This is a genomic window from Undibacterium sp. Xuan67W (assembly GCF_049340165.1).
Classification (GTDB): Bacteria; Pseudomonadota; Gammaproteobacteria; order Burkholderiales; family Burkholderiaceae_D; genus Undibacterium.
The window spans coordinates 39,236-62,346 of sequence record NZ_JBMPPN010000008.1 but is presented as its reverse complement, the minus strand read 5'-3'; the positions used below and the strand labels follow the sequence as shown (position 1 = coordinate 62,346).

Here is a 23,111-nt window from a genome sequence, read left to right as displayed (position 1 = left end):
CATTCACAATACATCTTCCGTCAGAGGAGTCCAGCTCCCCTGAGTGAAACGGAAATTTACGCGCCGCGCAGCAATTCATTGATGCTCGTTTTGGAGCGGGTCTGTGCATCGACACGCTTTACAATCACTGCGCAGTAGAGGCTATATTTGCCATCTGCGGACGGCAGATTTCCAGAGACTACAACAGAACCGGCAGGAATGCGACCATAGGTGACTTCGCCTGTAGCGCGATCGTAGATTTTGGTTGACTGGCCGATGTAGACACCCATGGAAATCACGGAGTTTTCTTCCACGATGACGCCTTCAACAACTTCAGAACGCGCGCCGATGAAGCAGTTGTCTTCAATGATGGTTGGATTGGCTTGCATCGGTTCCAGAACGCCGCCAATGCCGACGCCGCCGGACAGATGAACGTTCTTGCCGATTTGCGCGCACGAACCTACGGTTGCCCATGTGTCGACCATGGCGCCTTCATCGACGTAGGCGCCGATATTGACATAAGACGGCATCAGGACTACGTTTTTAGCGATAAAACTGCCGCGACGCGCCACGGCAGGCGGTACCACGCGGAAGCCGCCATTGACGAAATCATCTTGTGTGTAGTTGGCAAATTTAGTCGGTACTTTGTCGTAAAACTGCATGTGATCGCCAGATGGCATCACGATATTGTCTTCCAGGCGGAAGGACAGCAGGACGGCTTTTTTGATCCATTGATTGACTTGCCAGTTGCCGGTGCTGATTTTTTCTGCCACGCGCAGGGCGCCGGAATCGAGTTCTGCCAATACATGGGCAACTGCCTCGCGTAATTCTGCGGGCGCTGATTTTGGTGAGAAACTGGCGCGATCTTCCCAGGCTTGATCAATGATTTGCTGTAATTGTTGAGTCATGTTAGTTCAGTCAGTTTGAAGAAAATAGTTAAGTAAGTAAGTGAATGAGGTATTGCTCGCTTTGGTATCATTTTAAAGCCTGCTCATGGCGGTCACGACGGCGTTTGGGACGATTCAGCGGCAAGTTTCTTGGTGAAGGCGACGATGCGTTGTGCTGCCTCCATGCATTCTTCGACTTCGGCAACCAGTGCCATACGGATGCGATTTTGACCGGGATTGATGCCGTGGGCATCACGTGCCAGATAGCTTCCTGGCAAAACGGTCACATTATATTCTTGGTAAAGACGCTTGGCGAAGTCGGTGTCGGAAATCGCAATTAATTTATCGACCTTAGCCCATAGATAAAAGGCAGCATCAGGCAAATTTACATCCAGAACTTCTTGTAAAAGTGGTGTGACTTGCGCAAATTTTTGACAGTACTGCTCACGGTTTTCCTGCGCATGGGCTTCATCATTCCAGGCCAGGATCGATGCAGACTGGATGCTGGGGCTCATGGCACTGCCGTGATAGGTGCGGTATAGCAGGAAGTTTTTAATAATCTCTGCATCACCTGCAACGAAGCCGGAACGCATGCCGGGCACATTCGAGCGTTTTGACAAACTCGATAACGTGATCAGGCGGCGATAATCAGTGCGGCCAAAGGCGCGTGCGGCTTGCAGGCTGCCTAATGGCGCCTCCGGTTTGAAATAAATTTCGGAATAACATTCATCCGCGGCGATCACAAAGCCGTATTTGTCCGAGAGATCGAACAATTCTTTCCAGTCGTGCATGGTCAGCACGGCACCGGTCGGATTGCCGGGCGAGCAGATATAGAGTAGCTGGACGCGCTTCCAGATCTCATCGGGAATGCTATTGTAATCGGGGGCGAAATTACGTGCCGGATCGGCATTTGCAAAATAAGGCTCTGCGCCAGCGAGATAGGCGGCGCCTTCATAAATCTGATAAAACGGATTCGGACACAGAATAATCGGTTTGCCATGCTCATTATTACTTGGGTCAATGACCGTTTGCGCCAGCGCGAAGAGCGCCTCGCGGGAGCCGTTGACAGGCAAAATTTGGCTTGCAGCATCCAGCGCCGGTATGTCATAGCGACGTGCCAGCCATTGTGCGATCGAAAGACGCAATGCGTCCGAGCCTGCGGTGGACGGATAGGCGCTCAAGCCATCCAGATGATCCGTGACTGCCTGGCGAATAAATGCCGGCGTCGGATGCTTCGGTTCCCCAATCCCGAGACTGATCGCTTTGTATGAAGGATTCGGTTTGACGTCCGCAAACAATCGTTTTAGTTTTTCAAACGGGTAGGGCTGAAGTTTTTGCAGGAAAGGATTCACTGGAAATTCACATTTAGTTGTGGAACTGAAGTTGAAGAATGCGGCTCATAACATCATGTAAAGCAAATACGACTAGGTGCAGCCAGGTGAAACACCCGATAGCGGATTAAGCTGCGCATGAAGCCGTCTATATTATCGACGCTGACCGGCACTAACCGACGACGTATAAGGAGATCTATAAGCGACACATGAGCCGCACATAGTCGACGCATAAGCAACGTATTATAGCGCTCAGACCAGGCTTGCGGCACAGTAACAGTCGTGGAATGCTGTATCAAAAACGGATTTCGGCGGCGTCAAAATGTTATGATGATCAGATAGGATCGGGTGCTTACAGAAATACAGACAAATTTGACACGATTTTGTCGTTTCCTGGAGCGGAATTTGAACATAAAAGATAACAAAATTTTATAACGTGCGTTTAACTTCCATTAAATTGTCGGGATTCAAATCTTTTGTTGATCCGACTAACTTTCAGGTTCCAGGGCAGCTGGTGGGTGTAGTTGGCCCTAACGGTTGCGGAAAATCCAATATTATTGATGCAGTGCGCTGGGTTTTGGGTGAGTCCAAGGCATCAGAGCTGCGCGGCGAATCGATGCAGGACGTTATTTTTAACGGTTCTACGCATCGCAAACCCGCCGGACGCTCCTCGGTAGAGCTGGTTTTCGACAATAGTCTGGGAAAAGCCGCCGGTCAGTGGAGCCAATATGCCGAGATCGCTGTCAAGCGTACGCTGACCCGCGACGGTACCTCTACCTACTACATCAACGGTCAACCCGTCCGTCGCCGGGATATTCAGGATATTTTCATGGGAACCGGTCTCGGTCCCCGTGCATACGCGATCATTGGTCAGGGTATGATTTCACGGATTATCGAAGCGCGGCCTGAAGAGTTGCGGATTTTCCTCGAAGAGGCTGCGGGCGTCTCACGTTACAAAGAGCGACGCCGGGAAACTGAAAATCGGATTCATGACACGCATGAAAATTTGGTCCGGGTGGAAGATATCTTGCGCGAACTGAATACCAACCTAGAAAAACTCGAAGCGCAAGCGATTGTCGCGAATAAATATAATGAGTTGCAAGGCGATCAGGAAGAAAAACAAAAATTACTATGGTTGTTGCGCAAAAATGAAGCCGCGGACGAGCAGGCACGTCATTTTGCCGAAATAGAAAAAACCCAGCTTGATCTGGAAGAACAAACTGCTAAGCTGCGTCACGTTGAGCTGGAGCTGGAGCAGATGCGCCAGGCGCATTATGCGGTCGGCGACAAAATGCATCAGGCGCAAGGTCACTTGTACCAGACCAATGCAGAAATCGGCAGCCTGGAAGCGCAAATCAAGTTCGTGATTGAATCTCGCAGCCGCTTGCAAAGTCAGTTAAATTCGCTGACTGCGCAGCGAGATCAGTGGCAACGTCAGGGGCAGCAATTTCAGGACGATTTGTCCGAGGCGGAAGTCCATGTTGAAGAGCTCAACGAACGTTCCGAACAGGCGCAGGAAATCGCGCAGCAACATAACGATAAAATTCCCGCATTAGAGCAGGTCTGGCGTGAGGCTCAGCTCAAGACTACCGAGTCGCGTGCCAAAATCATGCAGTTGCAGCAGCAGATTGAGCTGGAGTCCGCACATCAGCGCAATGCATCGAATATCCTGAACACGCTGGCGACCCGTAAAGAACGTCTGCAGCAGGAAAAACAAGGTCTGACCATGCCGGATAATGCGCATCTGGAAAATCTCTCGCTACAACTCGAAGAGAAAAAACAGGTGCTCGAAGAATCGTCGATGCAACTGGAAGAGGCGCAAGAGCGTTTGCCTCTGCTGGAAGAGGAGCGCCGCGCCGCTCAGCAGCAAGTGAATCTTGATACTGCGGCATCGACTCAGCTTGATGCACGTCTGCAGGCACTCAAGCAGTTACAGGAAAAAGTACAAAGTCAGGGCAAAGTACAGCCTTGGTTAGAGAAGCATGAACTGAGCGGATTGCCTAAGCTCTGGCAAAAACTCCATATTCAGGCAGGCTGGGAAACCGCACTAGAAGCGGTATTGCGCGAGCGTACGTCAGCGCTGGAGATGTCAAATCTCGACTGGGCGAAAGCCTTCTTTAGCGATGCGCCGCCTGCCAAGCTTGCTTTATATACGCCGCAAGTAATTGCCCCCGCAATAGATCTGGTTCCCGGCTTACAGCCCTTGCTCTCCCTACTGCAACTCAATGATGCCGGCGTGCGTAGCCTGATGCAGGATTGGTTGCACCAGGTTTATGCCGCCGACGATGTTGTTAACGCATTTCAGCAGCGCGATAAGCTACCTGCCGGTGCCTGCTTTATCACCAGACAAGGCCATGTCATCAGCAAAACCTGTGTGCGCTTTTATGCGGCGGATTCTGAGCAGGATGGCGTGCTCGCCCGTCAGCAAGAGATCGACAATATTACAAAGCAATCCCGCGCTCAGCACATGCTGGCCGATGAGGCCAAGACCCGCGCCGTGCGTGCGGAGTCGGCCTACACGCAGGCATCGCAGAATTTACAGGATTTACGTCAGCGGGTGAGTAGCCTGACCCAAGCGGTGCATAGCTTGCAAATTGAATTCATGAAGCTGGCCGAAGTGCAGGAGCGTTTTAATCAGCGCAGCACACAAATCATGAATGATCTGGCTGAAATTGCCGAGCAGGAAAGCGAACAGCAACAAGCGCGGGTCGAGTCGGAAGAAAAGTTTGAAATGCTCGATATTGAGCTTGCGGAACTGCAAGAAAATCATGAGCAAGGCCAGACAAATTATCTGGAAAAAGAACAGCATCTGAGCGATGCGCGTCAACGCTTGCGCGACTTGGAGCTGGCAGCGCAAGAGGCTGCCTTTGCCGAGAAATCACATCGTAATAAGATGGAAGAGCTGCGTCGTAGTATCGCCACTGCGCTCGAACAATCCGCACAGCTTTTTGCCAATATGCAGCAAGGTCGTCTTGAGTTGGAAGAAATGGATGATCAGACGGCGCAAGCCGGTTTGCAATCCTTACTGGAAAAGCGTAGCGACCAGGAGCGCGCTCTGGCTGATGCGCGTCACGAACTAGATCAATTGACGCAAAAATTACGTCAGGTCGAAGAAAGCAAGATGCAAGTGGAGCGCAGTCTTCAGCCACAACGGGATCGCATCGTAGAGTTGCAATTGAAGGAGCAGGCGGCTCGTTTGAATCAAGAGCAATTTGCTGAGCAATTGCGTAATTTTGAGGTTGATGAGCAGGCTCTTGCGCAGAAATTGCACGATGATATGAAACCATCGTACCTGCAAGGTGAAGTGACCCGACTGACCAACGCAATCGCCGCCTTGGGTGCGGTGAATATGGCTGCTTTGGACGAGCTGGCGCAAGCGACAGAGCGCAAGACTTTCCTCGACGCACAATATGCCGATCTGAACGAGGCAATCACGACCTTGCAGGATGCGATTCATAAGATCGACATAGAAACACGTGATTTGCTCCAAGATACTTTTAATAAAGTGAATCATCATTTTGCCGAACTGTTCCCGATTTTATTCGGTGGCGGTCAGGCAAAACTGATTATGACTGGCGACGAAATTCTCGATTCCGGTGTGCAGGTCATGGCCCAGCCGCCGGGTAAGAAAAATGCGACGATTCACTTGTTATCAGGTGGTGAAAAAGCCCTGACTGCGACAGCACTGGTGTTCTCGATGTTCCAGTTGAACCCCGCACCATTCTGCTTGCTCGATGAGGTCGATGCGCCGCTCGATGATTCTAATACGGAACGTTTCTGTAATATGGTGAAACGTATGTCCGCTAACACACAGTTTTTGTTCATCTCCCATAATAAAATTGCGATGGAAATGGCGCAGCAATTGATTGGCGTCACTATGCAAGAGCAGGGGGTTTCTCGTATCGTTGCCGTGGACATGGAGTCTGCAGCACATTTCGTATCTGAGGCGCAAGCAGCATGACAGATCTACAAATCAGCTTATTAGCAATCGGTGGAACCATCGTTGTCGGTGTTGTGATTTTTAATAAATGGCAAGAATATAAAGCAAAGAGAAGTGTTGATCAGGCCTTTGGCAGTGGTCATGATGATGTTCTGATGAATCCTAATGCAGTAACGGAGCCGCGCTTTCAAGAAGATGGCTACGATACGCCGCGTCATGAGCCCAGTCTGGATACGGATTTTTCAGAGGACATTTCTGACTTCGGGCGGCAGTCGCCAGCGTCAATCCTGGGAACGACTTCTCAGGCTAGCCCATTCGATGCATCGGAAAAAGACTTACCCGTCGATGAACTCATCGACTGCATTATTCCGCTCGAATTCGATGCACCGGTACGCGGTGAAAAATTGCTGGCAGAAATTCAGGGATTGAAATACGTAGGTAAAAAACCGGTTCATTTTATCGGACTCAGCCACGACGGCGTACGTGATGTAGTTGCCCATGGCGGCATTTACACAACGCTGTTTGCTGGCGTGCAGATGGTCAGCCGCGGCGGCCCGTTGAATGAACTGGAATACTCTGAATTCGTCACAAAATTACGCGAGATTGCAGACAGATTAAATGCGCATCCCGATATTCCTGACATGAATCGTGTCATGTCGAATGCGCGTGACTTGCATCAGTTTGTGTCTGAGCACGATGCGCAACTCAGTGTGAATGTCATGAGCAACGGCGCGCCTTGGGCTGTCAGTACGCTGCTGGCGGCATTGGAGAAACAGGGATTTGATGTGCGGCCAGATGGTCGCCTGGTGATGCCTGACGGTGATGGTGGCAATCTGTTCACTTTGTCGACCAATGTCAGCGTCAGCGAAACAGTGACTGCGCGCCTGACCTTATTGCTGGACGTGCCTTGCGTCGCACCTTTGCGCGATGGTTTTGGTGCGATGGCAGCTTGTGCCAAATCGCTGGCGACACGGCTTGGCGGCACCGTTGTGGATGATGGTAATCAACCGATCTCTAAGACCGCATTGGATGAAATCGCTGGACAGGTGAACGAATTTTATGCCGCCATGGCAGAGGCGGATATTGCAGCAGGATCTATACGTGCTCAAAGACTATTTAGTTAAAAATTATATGTTGAATCCCTTGCTTGGCAACGCGATGAACTCGGTTGAGGATGATCCAAGTTCTCGCGCAAAGTACTTGAGAACGGAAGTAAATCGCCATGATTATTCATATCATGTATTGGACAACCCTACCATCTCAGATTTTGAGTATGACAAACTCTTCTACGAATTAAAAAAACTTGAAATTGAGCACCCTGATTTACGAACTCTTGACTCACCTACTCGAAGAGTTGGCGGAGCACCTTTAGCCGAATTTTCCCAAGTAAAACATAAAATTCCAATGCTTTCACTGGGGAAAGCCCAAACTAATGATCAGCTTAAAAATTGGGTGAAAGGTATACAAAAGGAGTTGGGAGATACAGAATCATTCCAAATTGCGGCGGATTTGAAGTTTGATGGATTGGCAGTTAATTTACGTTATGAGGATGGGATACTCGTACAAGCATCGACTAGAGGAGACGGGGAGACCGGAGAGGATGTTACCGAGAACATTAGAACGATCAGAACTATCCCACTTCAATTAGGGCTTCTTTTTCCTCCTAAAATATTAGAAGTTAGGGGGGAGGTAGTGATGTTTAAGGAAGATTTTGAGAGACTAAACCAAAAACAACGTAAATCTAAATCGAAAGAATTTGTAAATCCACGCAATGCGGCTGCAGGAAGTTTGCGACTACTAGACTCAAAAATTACTGCTCAACGAAATCTAAAATTTTTTGCGTATGGCGTAGGATCAATCGAGGATGAATACGTACCAAAAACACATGATGAGTTATTGAGGTGGTATAAAGAAATGCGCATACCTGTATGCGACAAAAGAAAAGTTGTGAATGGCGTTTTGGCATTACTGAATTACTATAAAGAAATCGAGTCGGTAAGAGATGACTTGGACTTCGAGATTGATGGATTAGTTTATAAATTAAATGATTTTTCCTTGCAGCGCCAACTCGGTTATAGAGATCGTGAACCAAGATTCGCTATTGCGCATAAATTTCCTGCTGAAATAATAGAGACAGTTTTACTGGATATAGAAGTTCAGGTGGGTAGAACTGGTGCGATTACACCTGTGGCAAGGTTGGTGCCAGTCTTCGTTGGAGGAGTTACATTAACTAACGCCACGTTGCACAATGAAGAAGAAATTCAGCGCAAGGATATACGCTTAGGTGACGCCGTATTTGTCCGTCGCGCAGGCGATGTTATACCTGAAGTCGTCGCCAGCATATTGGAAAAACGCTCGGCAGACTCACGACCGTTTGTCATGCCCTTACAATGCCCCGTCTGCGGGTCAACAATTGTTAAACCCGAGGGTGAAGCCATTGCCAGATGCTCTGGTGGCTGGATAAAATGTGTTGCCCAAAGAAAAGGTGGTTTGTTCCATTTTGCCTCCCGCAAGGCGATGAATATTGATGGTGTCGGTGAGCAGTTGATTGATCAGTTGGTTGATAAACAGGTTGTGACGACGGCGGCGGACTTATATAAACTGGGACTGACTTCCTTGGTTGCGCTGGACAGGATGGCGGATAAGTCGGCGCAAAATATTCTGGCTGCGCTGGAAGTGTCCAAAGAGACGAGCTTTGCCCGTTTTATTTATGCACTGGGGATTCGCCATGTCGGTGAGTCAACGGCGAAAGATCTGGCAACGACTTTTGCAAACGCCGATGCGCTGATTGCGGCGACAGAAGAGCAGTTGCTGGCAGTATCCGATGTGGGACCAGTGGTGGCAAAGTCGATACTGGCTTTTTTCGCTGATTCGCTAAATGTTGAGCTGGTTCAGCAATTACTGGCATCCGGCATACATTGGCCAGTCGTTGAGCAGAAAGGGGGCGGGTCGCAACATTTGTTGGGATCGACTTTTGTGTTGACGGGAACTCTGCCAAGTTTAAGTCGCGATCAGGCGAGTGCGATGATAGAAAGTGCAGGCGGTAAAGTAGCTGGCTCTGTATCGAAAAAAACCAGTTATGTCGTAGCCGGTGATGACGCAGGTAGTAAATTAGTGAAAGCGCAGGAATTGGGTATCCCTTTACTGACCGAAGCAGAATTGCTTCAACTTTGTTCCAGGAACTAAAAATGAGAAAAATTAGAAAAGCGGTATTCCCTGTTGCTGGCCTAGGTAGCCGGTTTTTACCTGCTACCAAAGCGCAACCAAAAGAGATGTTGCCTATCGTAGATAAGCCATTGATCCAGTACGCGGTAGAAGAAGCCGTCGAGGCTGGTATCACCGAGATGGTATTCATTACCGGACGTGCGAAACGTGCGATTGAAGATCACTTTGACAAAGCCTATGAACTTGAAAGCGAACTGGAAGCGGCAGGCAAACAAGCTTTGCTCGATCTGGTGCGCAATGTGATCCCGAAAAATATTAACTGTATTTATATTCGTCAGCAGGCCGCTCTGGGGCTTGGGCATGCCGTGTTATGCGCCCGTCCGGTGATTGGCGATGATCCTTTCGCCGTGTTGCTGGCGGACGATTTGATGGATGCTGATGAGGGTTATCCGTCCGTTATGAAGCAAATGACGGACCTGTTCGAAGAAGAGGGCGGTAGCGTGATTGCAGTCCAGGACGTGCCACGCGAATTTACCCGTCAATACGGTATTGTGAGTGGTACCCCGTACAAGGATCGCGTAGAGAAAATGCATGGCATAGTAGAAAAACCAATGCCAGATGTCGCACCGTCAAACCTGGCTGTTGTAGGTCGATATGTATTGTCGGGACGTATTTTTAGTTACCTAGAAAAACTGGGCAAAGGCTCGGGTGGTGAGATTCAATTGACTGATGGTATCGCCGCAATGTTGAAGGATTATCCGGTCTATGCCTACCGTGCTGCGGCAACGCGCTACGACTGTGGTTCTAAACTCGGTTACCTTAAAGCCAGCGTTGCCTTGGGTATGAAGCACCCAGAAACTCGTGATGAATTCCTCGAGTATCTACGTTCGCTGAAAAACGTATAACGAAATCAGGCATCGCCGGAAACTAGAAGATAAAGCCAAACGTTGTGATGACGTTTGGCTTTTTATTTGATTGCAGTAAGATGGTGGCGACGTACTATATTATTGCCAGATAATGGTGACATAAGATGAGTGCTGGCTAAATTGCCATACAGGAGTAAGGAAAATGATTCATCCAATTTTAAAAATGTGTGACCCGCGATTGCTGCGAGTTGCCGAGCAGGTAAAGCAATTCAATACGCCAGAGCTGGATGCTTTGATCAAGGATATGTTTGAAACGATGATCGCCGCAAACGGTGCTGGTCTGGCCGCGCCGCAGATAGGGATTAACTTGCAGCTGGTGATCTTCGGTTTTAAAGATAATCCGCGTTATCCAGATGCGCCTAAAGTGCCGGAGACGGTGCTGCTGAATCCCATCTTGACGCCACTGTCGGTTGATACGGATGATGCGTGGGAAGGCTGCTTGTCTGTGCCTGGCATGCGTGGCCTTGTACCGCGCTGGAGTCAATTGCGCTATGAGGGTTATGATCAGTTTGGCAATCGTATTAGTCGTGACGTCGATGGGTTTCATGCGCGAGTGGTGCAGCATGAATGTGATCATCTGAATGGCATTCTGTACCCGATGCGTATCAAGGATCTGAGTCAATTCGGTTTTACGGAAGTCTTGTTCCCTGAATTGGATCCCGATGACGATGACTGACTGGGTGGCAGTTTTTTTACATAATACACAAATGTTACGCAAACAAGTTTGTCTATCGCTATACTCTGACGAATTAACATACTCCCACGGTGTATTTTTAAAGCGCACTTTAAAACAGTGCGGGTTAAGGTGATTTTTTAAAAATAACGGGGGAGTATAGGCAATCAATTCGAGGAAGTTTATCAGAACTGCTCGTCATCCCGTAGATAGCGCCATTGTCCTTCCGGTAAATTGCCTAACCTGACTTTACCGATGCGCACTCGTTTTAAGCCAATCACTTTTAATCCCACCATCTCGCACATGCGGCGAATCTGGCGCTTCTTCCCTTCGCGTAAAATGAATTTGAGCTGATCTTCATTTTGCCAGGTGACTTTGGCAGGAAGTAGTTTTTTGCCATCGAGGGTTAATCCAAAATTGAGCCGCCTTAACTCAGCATCCGGTAAGACGCCTGGTTTGGTGTACTCAACCCGTACCAGATATTCTTTTTCGACGACGGTATCCTGACCAATCAGGTGCTTGGCGACTCGACCGTCCTGCGTCAGGATCAGCAGGCCAACAGAATCAATATCGAGGCGACCTGCGGGCACGAGGCTACGTAGTTGCGTCGGGTGAAACTGCGTATCTACTGCGCATTCACTCCAGCGGTTTTCTGCTTTGATCAATGCGACTGCCGGTGTGTAGCCGTCTTCGGCCTGACCACTGACATAGCCGACCGGCTTGTTGATCAGAATCGTCACGCGCTTCGATTGTTCTGCCGCCGCCTGACGTTCTACCGATACTTTCTGCTCAGGAAAAACTTTGCTGCCGAGTTCGGATACAACCTTGCCATCGACCCTGACCCAGCCACGGGCAATCCATTCATCAGCTTCGCGGCGGGAGCAGATGCCCAGTTCTGACATGCGTTTCGAGAGTCGTACCAGTTCAGTCATAAAAACAATCAATCAAATCAAATAAAAAAAACAATAATTCATGTCAAGAAATAAGTGGCGCTTAAAAATCGCACTTAAATTCGCAACGCATCCAATAGCTCAGCCTCAAATTGCAACTGATTTTTCGCGCTTTGTAGCACCGCACCGTCAACCAGAAAAACGTCTTCAACCCTTTCGCCCAACGTCATGATTTTAGCCGTATATAAATTGATTTTATATTTGGTCAGAACCGTGGCGATTGTGTAAAGCAGGCCGTTGCGGTCATTGGCGGAAATCGAGAGCAAAAAGTAGCGGCCTTTTTCATCTGGACGCAAATCGACACTAGGCACAATAGGGAAGGTGCGTGACATGCGCGATACGCGTCCGCGATTCGGCGGTGAGAGCGGCGTCTGTTGCGTCAATACCGCGGCAAGTTCATGCTCAATCAGCGTGATGATATCGCGATAGTTATTCGCAAAAGCGGGCTCAATCACGAGGAAAGTATCGAGTGCATATCCACCTTTTGTCGTGTGAATTTTTGCATCAAGAATGCCAAAATTCTTGCTGTCGAAGTAATTGCAAATCCGTGCAAACAAATCAGCCTGATCAGGAACGTATACCGTGACTTGCAAGCCTTCGCCGATTGGCGAAAGCCTGCATTTCACCACTGGCGTGGGGCTTTGAATCTTGTCATGCAGCGATCTGGTTTGCCATGCAATATCTGAGGCATCATGCCGTAAAAAATAGGCCATATCGAGCTGCTGCCAAAGGGCTTCGTGCGCATCGGACGGTAAGCCATACAGACGCAAGGCTTTTAGCGCATCTTCCTGGCGATTTTTTAGTTCCCGGTCTTTGGACGGCGCTTCGCCGCCTAGCACGCGCAAAGTGATGCGATACAAGTCCTCAAGTAACTTACCTTTCCACGCATTCCAGACTTTCGGACTGGTGCCGCGGATATCGGATACGGTCAGCAAATACAGCGCAGTGAGATGGCGTTCATCTTTGACCAGTTTAGCGAATGCCTGTACTACATCCGGGTCGGACAAATCTTGTTTTTGTGCGACTTGCGACATCGTTAAGTGATGCTGAACAAGGAAAATAATCAGTTCGGAATTGGCTTTGGAAATGCCGTGATCGAAGCAAAATTTCTTGGCATCGCTCATCCCTAAAACGGAGTGGTCACCACCGCGTCCCTTGGCAATATCATGAAACAAGGCGGCGATATACAGGATCCAGTGCTGATTGAAATTTGCCATCAACTGACTGCAAAACGGATATTCGTGCGCATGTTCCGTCATCGTAAAGCGACGCAGATTGCGGACGACCATCAGTATGTGCTGGTCGACTGTATAAGCGTGAAACAGATCATGTTGCATCTGCCCGATGATGCGGCGGAAGTTGGGTAAATAGCGACCCAATACACTCATCTGATTCATCCGACGCAGTGCGTGAGTAATGCCTTGCGGCGATTGCAGAATCTGCAAAAACATTGCACGATTAAAAATATCGTGTCGAAACCCTGCATCAATCGCGAAACGTGCATGCCACAACGCTCGCGTGGTGCGTGCTGTCATGCCTTTTAGCTCGGGATGCTGCGCCATCAATAAAAAGATTTCCATAATCGCCGAGGGCGAGGTCTGGAAGGTGTCGTCTTTGGCGATATCGATCAGGCCGTTGACTTCGCTGAAGCGCTCATTGATTGGTCGTGGAACGGAGGGCTGCGGAAAGAGGTTTGCTTCAATATTTTGCAGCAGAATCGTATTTAACTGTGTGACCGTTTTGGCAGCCCAGTAATAGCGCTGCATCAGATGTTCACTTGCACGACGTGATTCTGTTGTCTTGAATCCGAAGGTCTCAGCAATCGCTGTCTGAACGTCAAAAATTAAGCGGTCTTCGCGGCGACCTGCGTGGATGTGCAGACGGATGCGGATGTCTTTGAAGGCGCGCTCATTGCGCTTTAATTGGTGGGCTTCAGTCGCAGTCAGCAAGCCGCGTTCGGCGAGTTCTCGCCATGAGTTGCCGAGATTGGCCGCTTTTGCCACCCATAAAATCACTTGCAGATCACGTAATCCGCCGGGACTTTCTTTGCAATTGGGTTCGAGGCTATAAGCGGTGTCCTCATATTTGGCATGGCGCTGCTGCAATTCCAGCATTTTTTCCTGAAAAAAATGCTGAGGATTCATATTCGCAGCGTAATTGGTCTGCATCTCTCGGAACAGTTTCCGGCTACCTGTGATGAGACGTGCTTCTAATAAACTGGTTTTTACCGTGACATCAGCCCTGGCTTCCTCCATGCACTCATCGACAGTACGTATGCTGTGGCCGATATCGAGTCCGATATCCCAGAAGATTTGCACCAGATGCTCCAGTTTCTCACGCATAGGCTTGTCTGGATGTTCCGATAGCAGAATTAATACATCGACATCGGAGTAGGGGAATAACTCGCCGCGACCATAACCACCAACCGCAACCAATGAGGTGGTGGCCGGGAAGGCGAATTTTTTCCAGATATTACTTAAAACCTGATCCACGTTGCGACACAAGTCGCGCAACAGGACCTCGGTTTTATGATTTTCTTTGAAAGTGGCAATGACTGCCTGTTGAGCCGCTTTGAGCTCTTCTTTGAACTCAAGAGCGGAGATGCTGGCAACTGCTGTTGCGCTTGTCATCATGCAGGTGTGGCTTGAGCCTGAGCTGCCAGGATAAAATCTGGCGGTGGAGGAGAGCCTGCGGATAAAGTCAGAACTTCATAACCAGTTTCAGTAACGAGAACGGTATGTTCCCATTGTGCTGACAAGCTACGGTCTTTGGTTTTAATTGTCCAGCCGTCACCCATTTCACGAATATCGCGACGACCGGCATTGATCATCGGTTCAATCGTGAAGATCATGCCTGGAACTAGTTCTTCTAATGTGCCCGGGCGGCCATAGTGCAATACCTGTGGCTCTTCATGAAAGACCTTGCCGATGCCGTGACCACAGAATTCGCGCACCACGCTGTAGCCAGCTTTCTCAGCATGCTGCTGAATGATGAAGCCGATGTCGCCAAGATGATTGCCTGGCTTGACTTTTGAAATGCCAAGCCACATACATTCATAGGTAATCTCGTTGAGGCGTTTTGCCAGAATTGACGGTTCTCCTACCAAGAACATACGGCTATTGTCACCGTGGTAGCCATCTTTAATGACGGTAATATCAAGATTGACCACATCGCCGCTTTTCAATACCTTGTCGCCCGGAATGCCGTGACAAATGACATCATTAACTGAAGTGCAGATGGCTTTAGGGTAAGGGGTATAGCCTGGAGGGCAGTAATTCAGCGGCGCAGGAATGGAGCCTTGTACGTTCAGCATGTATTCATGACACAATCTGTCGAGTTCGCCCGTAGTGACGCCGACTTTCACGAAAGGTGTGATGTAGTCGAGCACCTCAGAGCCGAGGCGGCCTGCAACGCGCATTCCGGCGATGTCTTCAGGGGTTTTGATAGAAATAGATGTCATGCTGAGCCAAATAAGGTGATTTCTGATAGAGCTCAATTATAGACGAGGCAAGTCTTGCTTGCTGGGAGTTCATTTGACCCTTGAATCAAGTCGCATTTTCGTAGTAGAATAGATGGTTAGCTTGGATGAGTTCTAAGTTGATGGTAGTAGAATTATTAAATTTATATTGATTAATGCACGAATCTGTCCGACAAGGGTGTCTGAAATTTTTCGGATCACTGGCTGGATTCAAGACCTAACCCTGGAGTTATTATGTCTGTAACAATGCGTGAAATGCTGGAAGCTGGCGTCCATTTTGGTCACCAAACCCGTTTTTGGAATCCAAAAATGGCACCGTTCATCTTCGGTCACCGCAACAAGATTCATATCGTCAACCTAGAAAAAACTCTGGGTATGTACCAAGAGGCGATGAAGTACATCCGTCAATTGTCCGCTAATCGCGGCACTATTCTGCTGGTTGGTACTAAGCGTCAGGCTCGCGATATCATGGCTGCTGAGGCGCAACGCGCTGGTATGCCTTATGTTGATCAGCGTTGGTTGGGCGGTATGCTGACTAACTTTAAAACTGTTAAAACTTCGATCAAGCGTCTGAAAGACATGGAAGCTTCTGTTGAAGATGGTTCTGTAGAAAAGTTGAGCAAAAAAGAAGCGCTGATGTTTCAGCGTGAAATCGTTAAATTGCAAAAAGCAATCGGCGGTATCAAGGATATGGGCGGCATCCCTGACGCAATTTTCGTGGTTGACGTTGGCTACCACAAAGGTGCGATCACTGAAGCTGCGAAATTGGGTATCCCGGTTATCGGCGTGGTTGATACTAACCACTCCCCAGAAGGCGTTACTTACGTCATTCCTGGTAATGATGACTCCTCCAAAGCGATCGCTCTGTACGCCCGTGGCGTTGCTGATGCAATTTTGGAAGGTCGTGCGAATGCAGTGAATGAAGTCTTAGAAGCGGTAAAGCCAAGTTCTGATGAGTTCGTTGAAGTAGAAGATCAGGCGTAATTGCAGGATACTTCGCTAAGTTCACAAGCGTAAAGCAAGTAAAAGGGGGCAACAGTCGTTCGCCCCTTTTTTTAAATAAATTTTGATGACAGCGCCCATTTGGTGCTACTGAATTAGGAGAAAAACATGGCGGCGATTACAGCAGCGATGGTAGGCGAATTGCGTGCGAAGACAGATGCACCAATGATGGAATGCAAAAAAGCACTGACAGAAGCTGAAGGTGATATGGATCGTGCGGAAGAGTTGCTGCGCGTTAAATTGGGCAGCAAAGCATCTAAAGCAGCATCACGTATTACTGCAGAAGGCGTAGTAGCAACACACATCATCGGTAACGTTGGTGCAATGGTTGAAGTTAACTGCGAAACAGATTTCGTGACAAAAAATGATGACTTCATCGCTTTGGTCAATACATGCGCAAGATTGATTGCTGAACATAAGCCGGCAGACGTTGCTGCATTGTCAGCATTGCCACTCGAAGGCGGTACAGTTGAATCCGTACGTGCTGCGTTGATCGGTAAAATCGGCGAAAACATGTCTATCCGCCGTTTCGTTCGTTTCAATACAGAATCAAAACTGGCTGCCTATTTGCACGGCACCCGTATCGGTGTTGTCGTTGATTTCAATGCTGCCGATGACCAGGTTGGTAAAGATGTAGCGATGCATATCGCTGCAATGAAGCCAGTATCTTTGTCCGCAGAACAAGTTCCAGCAGATCTGATCGAAAAAGAACGTTCTGTAGCGTCACAAAAAGCGGCAGAATCTGGCAAGCCAGCAGATATCGTTGCTAAAATGGTCGACGGTTCTGTACAGAAATTCCTGAAAGAAGTGTCCTTGTTGAATCAGACATTCGTTAAAAACGACAAGCAAACTGTCGAGCAAATGTTGAAAGCAGCAAATGCTTCTGTCAAATCTTTCACGATGTATGTTGTCGGTGAGGGTATCGAGAAGAAGCAGGACGATTTTGCCGCAGAGGTGGCCGCTCAGGTCGCAGCAGCAAAACAGGCGTAAGCAAAAAAGCGGGCCGAAAGGCCCGTTTTTTTAAGTCTTGGCTTGTAGGAATTGCATTATTGGAATGGCATTATGTATGCGCCAATAATAGAAAATATTGTTTAGCGCTAACCGTTAGCAAAATTTTTTGTAAGTAGTTTTATTAATTGATCTCACATCCGAAGGAGTCCAGAACGTGACTAAACCAGCATACAAACGTGTCCTGTTAAAACTCTCTGGTGAGGCCTTGATGGGAGATGATCCCTTCGGCATTAATCGCGCAACAATAGAGCGCATGGTTGCTGACGTCGCTGAAGTTTCGCGCATGGGTGTCGAGCTGGCCATTGTGATTGGTGGCGGTAATATTTTCCGTGGTGTAGCGCCAGGTGCGCAGGGCATGGACAGAGCGACTGCTGACTATATGGGGATGCTGGCAACCGTCATGAATGCGCTGGCATTGTCTGATGCAATGCGTCAGGTCGGACTGACTTCCCGCGTCATGTCCGCGATCGCAATTGATCAGGTCGTTGAACCTTATGTCCGCCCGAAAGCCTTGCAGTATCTGGAAGAGGGTAAGGTAATCGTGTTTGCTGCCGGTACAGGCAATCCTTTCTTTACGACAGACACGGCTGCTGCTTTGCGTGGGTCAGAAATCGGCGCGGAAATCGTCCTGAAGGCCACTAAGGTTGATGGCGTATACACGGCAGATCCAAAGAAAGATCCTTTGGCAACGCGTTATTCAACGATTTCTTTTGATGAAGCAATTTCTCGTCATTTGCAGGTGATGGATGCGACCGCCTTCGCTTTGTGCCGCGATCAAAAATTACCGATTAAAGTATTTTCTATCGTTAAGCCAGGTGCGTTGAAAAACGTTATTCTGGGTGCAGACGAAGGTACCTTGGTACACGTATAATTTCTAGTTTAGCATGACGCATTGGCGGTGCTAAGTTGATAGCTTGATGTTGAGGAGGACGGCATGACCGTTGCAGATGTAAAGAAAAATACTGAGCAGAGAATGCAGAAGTCGATCGAGACACTGAAATCTGATTTGTCCAAAGTTCGTACCGGCCGTGCTCATACGGGCATTCTTGATCATGTTCAGGTCGATTACTATGGTACGGCAACACATATTACCCAAGTTGCAAATGTCACCTTAATCGATGCACGTACGATTGGTGTCCAGCCTTGGGAAAAGAAAATGATCTCGGCAGTCGAAAAGGCTATTCGTGATGCAGATCTGGGCCTGAATCCATCGACTCAGGGCGACATGATTCGTGTACCAACACCACCTTTGACGGAAGAGCGTCGTAAAGAGATGGTGAAGCTGGTCAAGACAGAGGGTGAGGACGCGAAAATTGCTGTCCGTAACATTCGCCGCGACGCTAATGAGTCTCTGAAAAAGCTCTTGAAAGATAAGGCTTGCTCTGAAGATGATGAGCGTCGTGCACAAGATGATGTACAGAAATTGACTGATAAATTCGTCAGTGAAGTAGATAAACTACTTGCTGAAAAAGAAAAAGAAGTGTTGACCGTATAGATCGGTTCGCAGTTTCTTGCTCTGATCCACATTAGACTGATGATCTTGGTGTAATGTGGATAAGAATTATTTCATTCTGGATATACATGGCTCATCACAGTTCTACAAAAGAAATTCCAGCGATCAGTAATGTTCCCAAGCACATCGCCATCATTATGGATGGTAATGGTCGCTGGGCAACTAAGCGCTTTTTGCCGCGTGTGGCAGGTCATGTGAAGGGCGTAGAAGCCGTCAGAGGTATTGTTGAAGCATGTATTAATCGTGGGGTTGATTATTTGACGTTATTTGCTTTCAGCTCTGAAAATTGGCGTCGCCCTGCCGATGAGGTTTCTTTGCTGATGCGCTTGTTTGTCACGGCATTGGAAAAAGAAGTCGCAAAAATGCATGCGAATAATATTCGCCTGAAGGTTGTCGGTGACCTGAATCGTTTTGATGCGCAGTTGCAAAAAATGATACAAGTCGCCGAAACCAAAACAGCAGGCAATTCGGGATTGACTGTGACAATCTGCGCAAATTATGGCGGTCGCTGGGATGTAGTGCAGGCGTTTAATCGCATGACGGCAGAGACCTCGGTTGCCGGTCCCATTGACGAAGATCAACTGGCGCCATATTTATCAATGGCTTATGCACCAGAGCCGGATTTATTTATCCGCACTGGAGGCGAAACCAGAATATCGAATTTTTTACTCTGGCAGTTGGCATATAGCGAACTGTATTTCACGGATACCTACTGGCCTGATTTTGATGCTTCAGCGCTGGATACGGCGATTACCTCCTATCAAACAAGAGAACGTAGATTTGGCCGAACCAGTGCGCAATTGGCTGGACAAACATCGTCATAACTCCTAGGCAAATGCATGCTTAAAACTCGTGTCATCACGGCTCTTTTACTCTTGGCAGTATTGTTGCCCATCCTGTACTTAGGAAATTTTGTCGCATTTGCGATTGTGGTGACACTGTTTTTTGCAGCAGCGATGTGGGAAAACCACCGCTTGTTTGGCAAGCCTGCTCCTATCGTACTGGCGGGAATCTGGACCACTTTATTCGCGGGCATACTGATCTCCCGCGTTGCATTCTCAGAGCTCATGCTGTTCGCCTTGTGCACGGCATTCTGGATAGCGAAATTAGTACCGTCGCTGGCTTTAGGTCTTCCTGTTCCCGATCACAAGCTTGGTAATGCTCTGATTAGTGGTATGTACAGCGCCTCTATTTTTGCCTGTTTTATTGCGATTATCAGTTTATTTAATCACTCACCTCTTTTTTTACTGTCTGCTATGGCGATCGTCTGGGTGGCAGATATCGGCGCCTATTTTTCTGGCAAGGCATTTGGTAAGCATAAGTTGGCACCAAGCATTTCGCCAGGCAAATCCTGGGAGGGCGCAATCGGCGGCTGGATTGCAGTACTCTTGACAGGATTTGCGGCAACCCAGATACCATTGCTGAACGACACCTTGCCAGTAAAGATTTTTGCAGCTTTCGGCTGGATTGGTTTCGCCGGAATCATGACGGTATTGACAGCGGGTAGTGTGGTCGGGGATTTATTTGAGTCTTCATTAAAGCGCCGTGCCGGTATGAAGGATAGCAGCGCTTTATTGCCGGGGCATGGCGGTGTGCTAGATCGTATTGATGCGCTTATCCCCGTGCTGCCACTCGCTGCCTTGTTCAATATTTGGTTCAGATAATGTTATCCCTGCAGACTATTTGTGTTCTTGGCTCTACCGGCTCGATCGGGGTTTCTACGTTAGACGTCATTGCGCGGCACCCGGATCGCTATCAGGTTTTTGCACTGACTGCGCATAGCCAGGTAGTGAAACTCGCACAGCAGTGTGAGCAATTCAGCCCCCAAGTGGTAGTGGTGGGTTCTGCAGCGGCAGCAACAGAATTACAGGTTCTGCTCAAAGAAAAAAAATTGACGACCCAGGTCTTGTATGGCCCGCAAGCCTTATGTGATGTTGCGTCTGCCAGCGAGTGCGATACGGTAATGGCGGCCATTGTCGGCGCAGCAGGTTTGCCAGCGTCACTGGCAGCGGCAAAGGCGGGTAAAAAGGTCTTACTTGCCAATAAAGAGGCGCTGGTCATGTCTGGTCAACTCTTTATTAACGCGGTCACGAACAGTGGTGCCGTATTGTTGCCGATTGATAGCGAGCACAATGCGATTTTTCAATGTTTGCCGTTTAATTATGGCCGGCAAGCACAGGCTCATGGCATCAGTAAAGTGATACTCACCGCATCCGGTGGGCCGTTTTTGAACCGTAGTCTTGAATCATTGTCGGATGTGACGCCGGATGAGGCCGTTGCTCATCCAAACTGGGTCATGGGTAGAAAAATTTCTATCGATTCAGCAACGATGATGAACAAAGGCTTGGAAGTCATCGAAGCTCATTGGTTATTCGCAACGCCAGCCGACCAGATTGATGTTCTGATACATCCGCAAAGTGTGATTCACTCCATGGTGTCATATGAAGATGGTTCGGTAATTGCGCAGCTTGGCAATCCTGATATGCGCACGCCAATTGCCTATGGACTGGCGTATCCTGAGCGGATTAATTCAGGCGTAGCACCATTGGATCTGGTCAAAATCGCGAAATTGAATTTTGAAGCGCCGGATTTTTCTCGCTTCCCTTGTCTTTCCCTGGCCTATGCAGCCTTGAGGGCAGGGCAGACCGCCTCGATTATTCTGAATGCGAGTAATGAGATTGCTGTGCAGGCATTTTTAGATAGCAAAATCGGCTTCAGAATGATTGATCAGATTATTGCTCGTGTTATGGATAAGATTGCGCTATCTGTCGCAGACGATATTGATAGCATCCTTGAGTGCGATAGGGTGACGCGCAGAGTGACTTCCTCCCTGATCGCATCATGATCCAGTTACCTAGCTTCTTGCAAACTTTGCTGGCGTTTGGTTTCGCTTTGGGCCTGCTGGTCATCATTCACGAGTTTGGCCACTATGCAGTCGCCCGTTTGTGCGGAGTGAAAGTGCTGCGATTTTCTGTCGGTATGGGCAAGGTGATTTACTCCAGACGGCTCGGAGCTGATCAAACGGAATGGGCAATCTCTATTTTGCCTCTGGGCGGTTACGTCAAAATGCTGGATGCCAGAGATCAGGATATTAGTTCCTTATCTGAGCAGGAATTGAAGCGGGAATTTTGTCGTCAATCAGTCTGGAAGCGGATTGCCATTGTTGCTGCGGGTCCGGTCGCCAATTTCTTGTTGGCGGTATTACTTTTTTCCGGACTTTATATTCACGGCGTATCTGAGCCTGTCAGTAAAATCCGGGTTCCGTCAGTTCAGTCTCAAGCATATATGGCGGGCCTGCGTCATGGCGATATTATCGTTAGTGTGAATGGTGATGCAATACAGACGTACTCGGAGTTACGCTGGAAGTTATTGCAATTAGGTTTAGAAAAAAAGAATGCCCAAATTGGTATTAACAGGGAGAGTGCTGATAAAGGTGCGCTGGTAGACAAACGAGTATTTGAGCTGCCGCTGTCGCAACTAAGTAATAAGGATCTCGAAGGGGATTTTTTAGGCAAACTGGGATTTTCAGTCGCACGGCCTCCTGCTATTTTAAATGTGGTCGTCGCTGATGGTCCGGCCATGCACGCTGGATTGCAGGAGCAGGACCAGATTCTGGAGATCGACGGTAAACCCTTATTGGATGGACTTGAATTTACTGAGATAGTGAATGCTTCTGCGAATAAGCGTCTTCAGCTTCTGGTGAAGCGTGGTGAACGAATTTTTGAACTCGGTGTCACACCAGAGGCAGAAACACTGAACGGCATGCTGATAGGGCGTATCAAAGTTCAGATGATGCTGTCGCCAGAAATCGTGCAGGTGGATAGCAGTATTTCCGAGGCGATTGTAAAAGGGAGTAAAAAAACCTGGGATACCAGCATGCTGACTTTTAAAATGCTGGGTAAAATGTTGACTGGGGATGTTTCTTTAAAGAATATTACAGGACCAATCACCATCGCGGATTACGCAGGGCAGACCTCTCGCACCGGTGTGGTCAGCTACTTAAGTTTTATTGCATTAATTAGTATCAGTCTTGGCGTCATGAATTTGCTCCCTATACCTGTGTTGGATGGGGGGCATTTGTTGTATTATTCGCTGGAAGTTTTGACAGGGAAACCTGTATCAGAGCGCTTCGGTGAGATAGCACAGCGTGCAGGCGTGGCCTTGTTGATGGCCTTGATGGCGGTGGCTTTTTTTAATGACATTACAAGACTAATGTCATAATGCGCAGTTAAAGCAAACTATGCTGCTGGTTGCCG

General features: G+C 48.5%; 18 protein-coding genes. 13 read left to right on the top strand and 5 right to left on the bottom strand.

Features of this window, described 5'->3' with window-relative positions:
• Positions 1–56 precede the first annotated feature (56 nt).
• Together dapD and dapC are read right to left on the bottom strand one after the other, a co-directional pair.
• Entirely contained in the window at positions 57–887 is an 831-nt protein-coding gene (gene dapD / locus ACO0LE_RS09280) for a 2,3,4,5-tetrahydropyridine-2,6-dicarboxylate N-succinyltransferase (protein ID WP_422960104.1), read from the bottom strand.
• 92 nt (positions 888–979) lie between these two features.
• Positions 980–2,218, bottom strand: a complete 1,239-nt coding sequence (gene dapC, locus ACO0LE_RS09275) for a succinyldiaminopimelate transaminase (RefSeq protein ID WP_422960103.1) — start codon at positions 2,216–2,218, stop codon at positions 980–982.
• Between the two features lie 415 nt (positions 2,219–2,633).
• On the opposite strand from dapC, the gene smc reads away from it, so the two are divergent.
• From smc to def, 5 genes are all read left to right on the top strand, one after another.
• Entirely contained in the window at positions 2,634–6,158 is a 3,525-nt protein-coding gene (gene smc, locus ACO0LE_RS09270) for a chromosome segregation protein SMC (RefSeq protein WP_422960102.1), read from the top strand.
• Positions 6,155–7,261, top strand: coding sequence for a cell division protein ZipA C-terminal FtsZ-binding domain-containing protein (locus tag ACO0LE_RS09265; RefSeq protein WP_422960101.1), 1,107 nt, complete (start codon positions 6,155–6,157; stop codon positions 7,259–7,261). Before smc ends, ACO0LE_RS09265 begins: the two co-directional genes overlap by 4 nt.
• A gap of 7 nt (positions 7,262–7,268) precedes the next feature.
• Complete coding sequence (gene ligA / locus ACO0LE_RS09260; protein WP_422960201.1) at positions 7,269–9,323, top strand: NAD-dependent DNA ligase LigA; 2,055 nt, start codon at positions 7,269–7,271, stop codon at positions 9,321–9,323.
• 2 nt (positions 9,324–9,325) lie between these two features.
• Positions 9,326–10,207: a UTP--glucose-1-phosphate uridylyltransferase GalU gene (gene galU / locus ACO0LE_RS09255; RefSeq protein ID WP_422960100.1), complete on the top strand. Its 882-nt coding sequence runs from the start codon at positions 9,326–9,328 to the stop codon at positions 10,205–10,207.
• A gap of 163 nt (positions 10,208–10,370) precedes the next feature.
• Positions 10,371–10,904, top strand: coding sequence for a peptide deformylase (gene def, locus ACO0LE_RS09250; protein WP_422960099.1), 534 nt, complete (start codon positions 10,371–10,373; stop codon positions 10,902–10,904).
• A 182-nt stretch (positions 10,905–11,086) separates the two neighbouring features.
• Here the strand turns inward: def and ACO0LE_RS09245 are convergent, their stop codons facing one another.
• The 3 genes from ACO0LE_RS09245 to map form a co-directional block, all read right to left on the bottom strand.
• Complete coding sequence (locus ACO0LE_RS09245; RefSeq protein WP_422956706.1) at positions 11,087–11,833, bottom strand: pseudouridine synthase; 747 nt, start codon at positions 11,831–11,833, stop codon at positions 11,087–11,089.
• Between the two features lie 74 nt (positions 11,834–11,907).
• Positions 11,908–14,481: a [protein-PII] uridylyltransferase gene (locus tag ACO0LE_RS09240; protein WP_422960098.1), complete on the bottom strand. Its 2,574-nt coding sequence runs from the start codon at positions 14,479–14,481 to the stop codon at positions 11,908–11,910.
• Complete coding sequence (map, locus tag ACO0LE_RS09235) at positions 14,481–15,311, bottom strand: type I methionyl aminopeptidase (RefSeq protein ID WP_422960097.1); 831 nt, start codon at positions 15,309–15,311, stop codon at positions 14,481–14,483. Before map ends, ACO0LE_RS09240 begins: the two co-directional genes overlap by 1 nt.
• Before the next feature lie 252 nt (positions 15,312–15,563).
• Between map and rpsB the strand changes: the two genes are divergently transcribed.
• The 8 genes from rpsB (at position 15,564) to rseP (ending at position 23,076) form a co-directional block, all read left to right on the top strand.
• Positions 15,564–16,313: a 30S ribosomal protein S2 gene (gene rpsB, locus ACO0LE_RS09230; RefSeq protein ID WP_422956709.1), complete on the top strand. Its 750-nt coding sequence runs from the start codon at positions 15,564–15,566 to the stop codon at positions 16,311–16,313.
• A 126-nt stretch (positions 16,314–16,439) separates the two neighbouring features.
• On the top strand, positions 16,440–17,321 hold the full coding sequence (tsf, locus tag ACO0LE_RS09225) for a translation elongation factor Ts (protein ID WP_422960096.1): 882 nt from the start codon (positions 16,440–16,442) through the stop codon (positions 17,319–17,321).
• Positions 17,322–17,496: 175 nt separating this feature from the next.
• On the top strand, positions 17,497–18,213 hold the full coding sequence (pyrH, locus tag ACO0LE_RS09220) for a UMP kinase (RefSeq protein WP_422956711.1): 717 nt from the start codon (positions 17,497–17,499) through the stop codon (positions 18,211–18,213).
• Between the two features lie 63 nt (positions 18,214–18,276).
• Positions 18,277–18,837 carry a ribosome recycling factor gene (gene frr, locus ACO0LE_RS09215; protein ID WP_422956712.1) on the top strand — a complete coding sequence of 187 codons (561 nt, stop codon included), beginning with the start codon at positions 18,277–18,279 and terminating at the stop codon, positions 18,835–18,837.
• 86 nt (positions 18,838–18,923) lie between these two features.
• Positions 18,924–19,679: an isoprenyl transferase gene (locus ACO0LE_RS09210; protein ID WP_422960095.1), complete on the top strand. Its 756-nt coding sequence runs from the start codon at positions 18,924–18,926 to the stop codon at positions 19,677–19,679.
• A gap of 15 nt (positions 19,680–19,694) precedes the next feature.
• Positions 19,695–20,519, top strand: a complete 825-nt coding sequence (locus ACO0LE_RS09205) for a phosphatidate cytidylyltransferase (RefSeq protein ID WP_422960094.1) — start codon at positions 19,695–19,697, stop codon at positions 20,517–20,519.
• A gap of 8 nt (positions 20,520–20,527) precedes the next feature.
• Positions 20,528–21,700 carry a 1-deoxy-D-xylulose-5-phosphate reductoisomerase gene (gene ispC, locus ACO0LE_RS09200; RefSeq protein ID WP_422960200.1) on the top strand — a complete coding sequence of 391 codons (1,173 nt, stop codon included), beginning with the start codon at positions 20,528–20,530 and terminating at the stop codon, positions 21,698–21,700.
• On the top strand, positions 21,697–23,076 hold the full coding sequence (gene rseP, locus ACO0LE_RS09195) for an RIP metalloprotease RseP (RefSeq protein WP_422960093.1): 1,380 nt from the start codon (positions 21,697–21,699) through the stop codon (positions 23,074–23,076). The genes ispC and rseP overlap by 4 nt, the downstream gene beginning before the upstream one ends.
• The last annotated feature ends 35 nt before the right edge of the window (positions 23,077–23,111 follow it).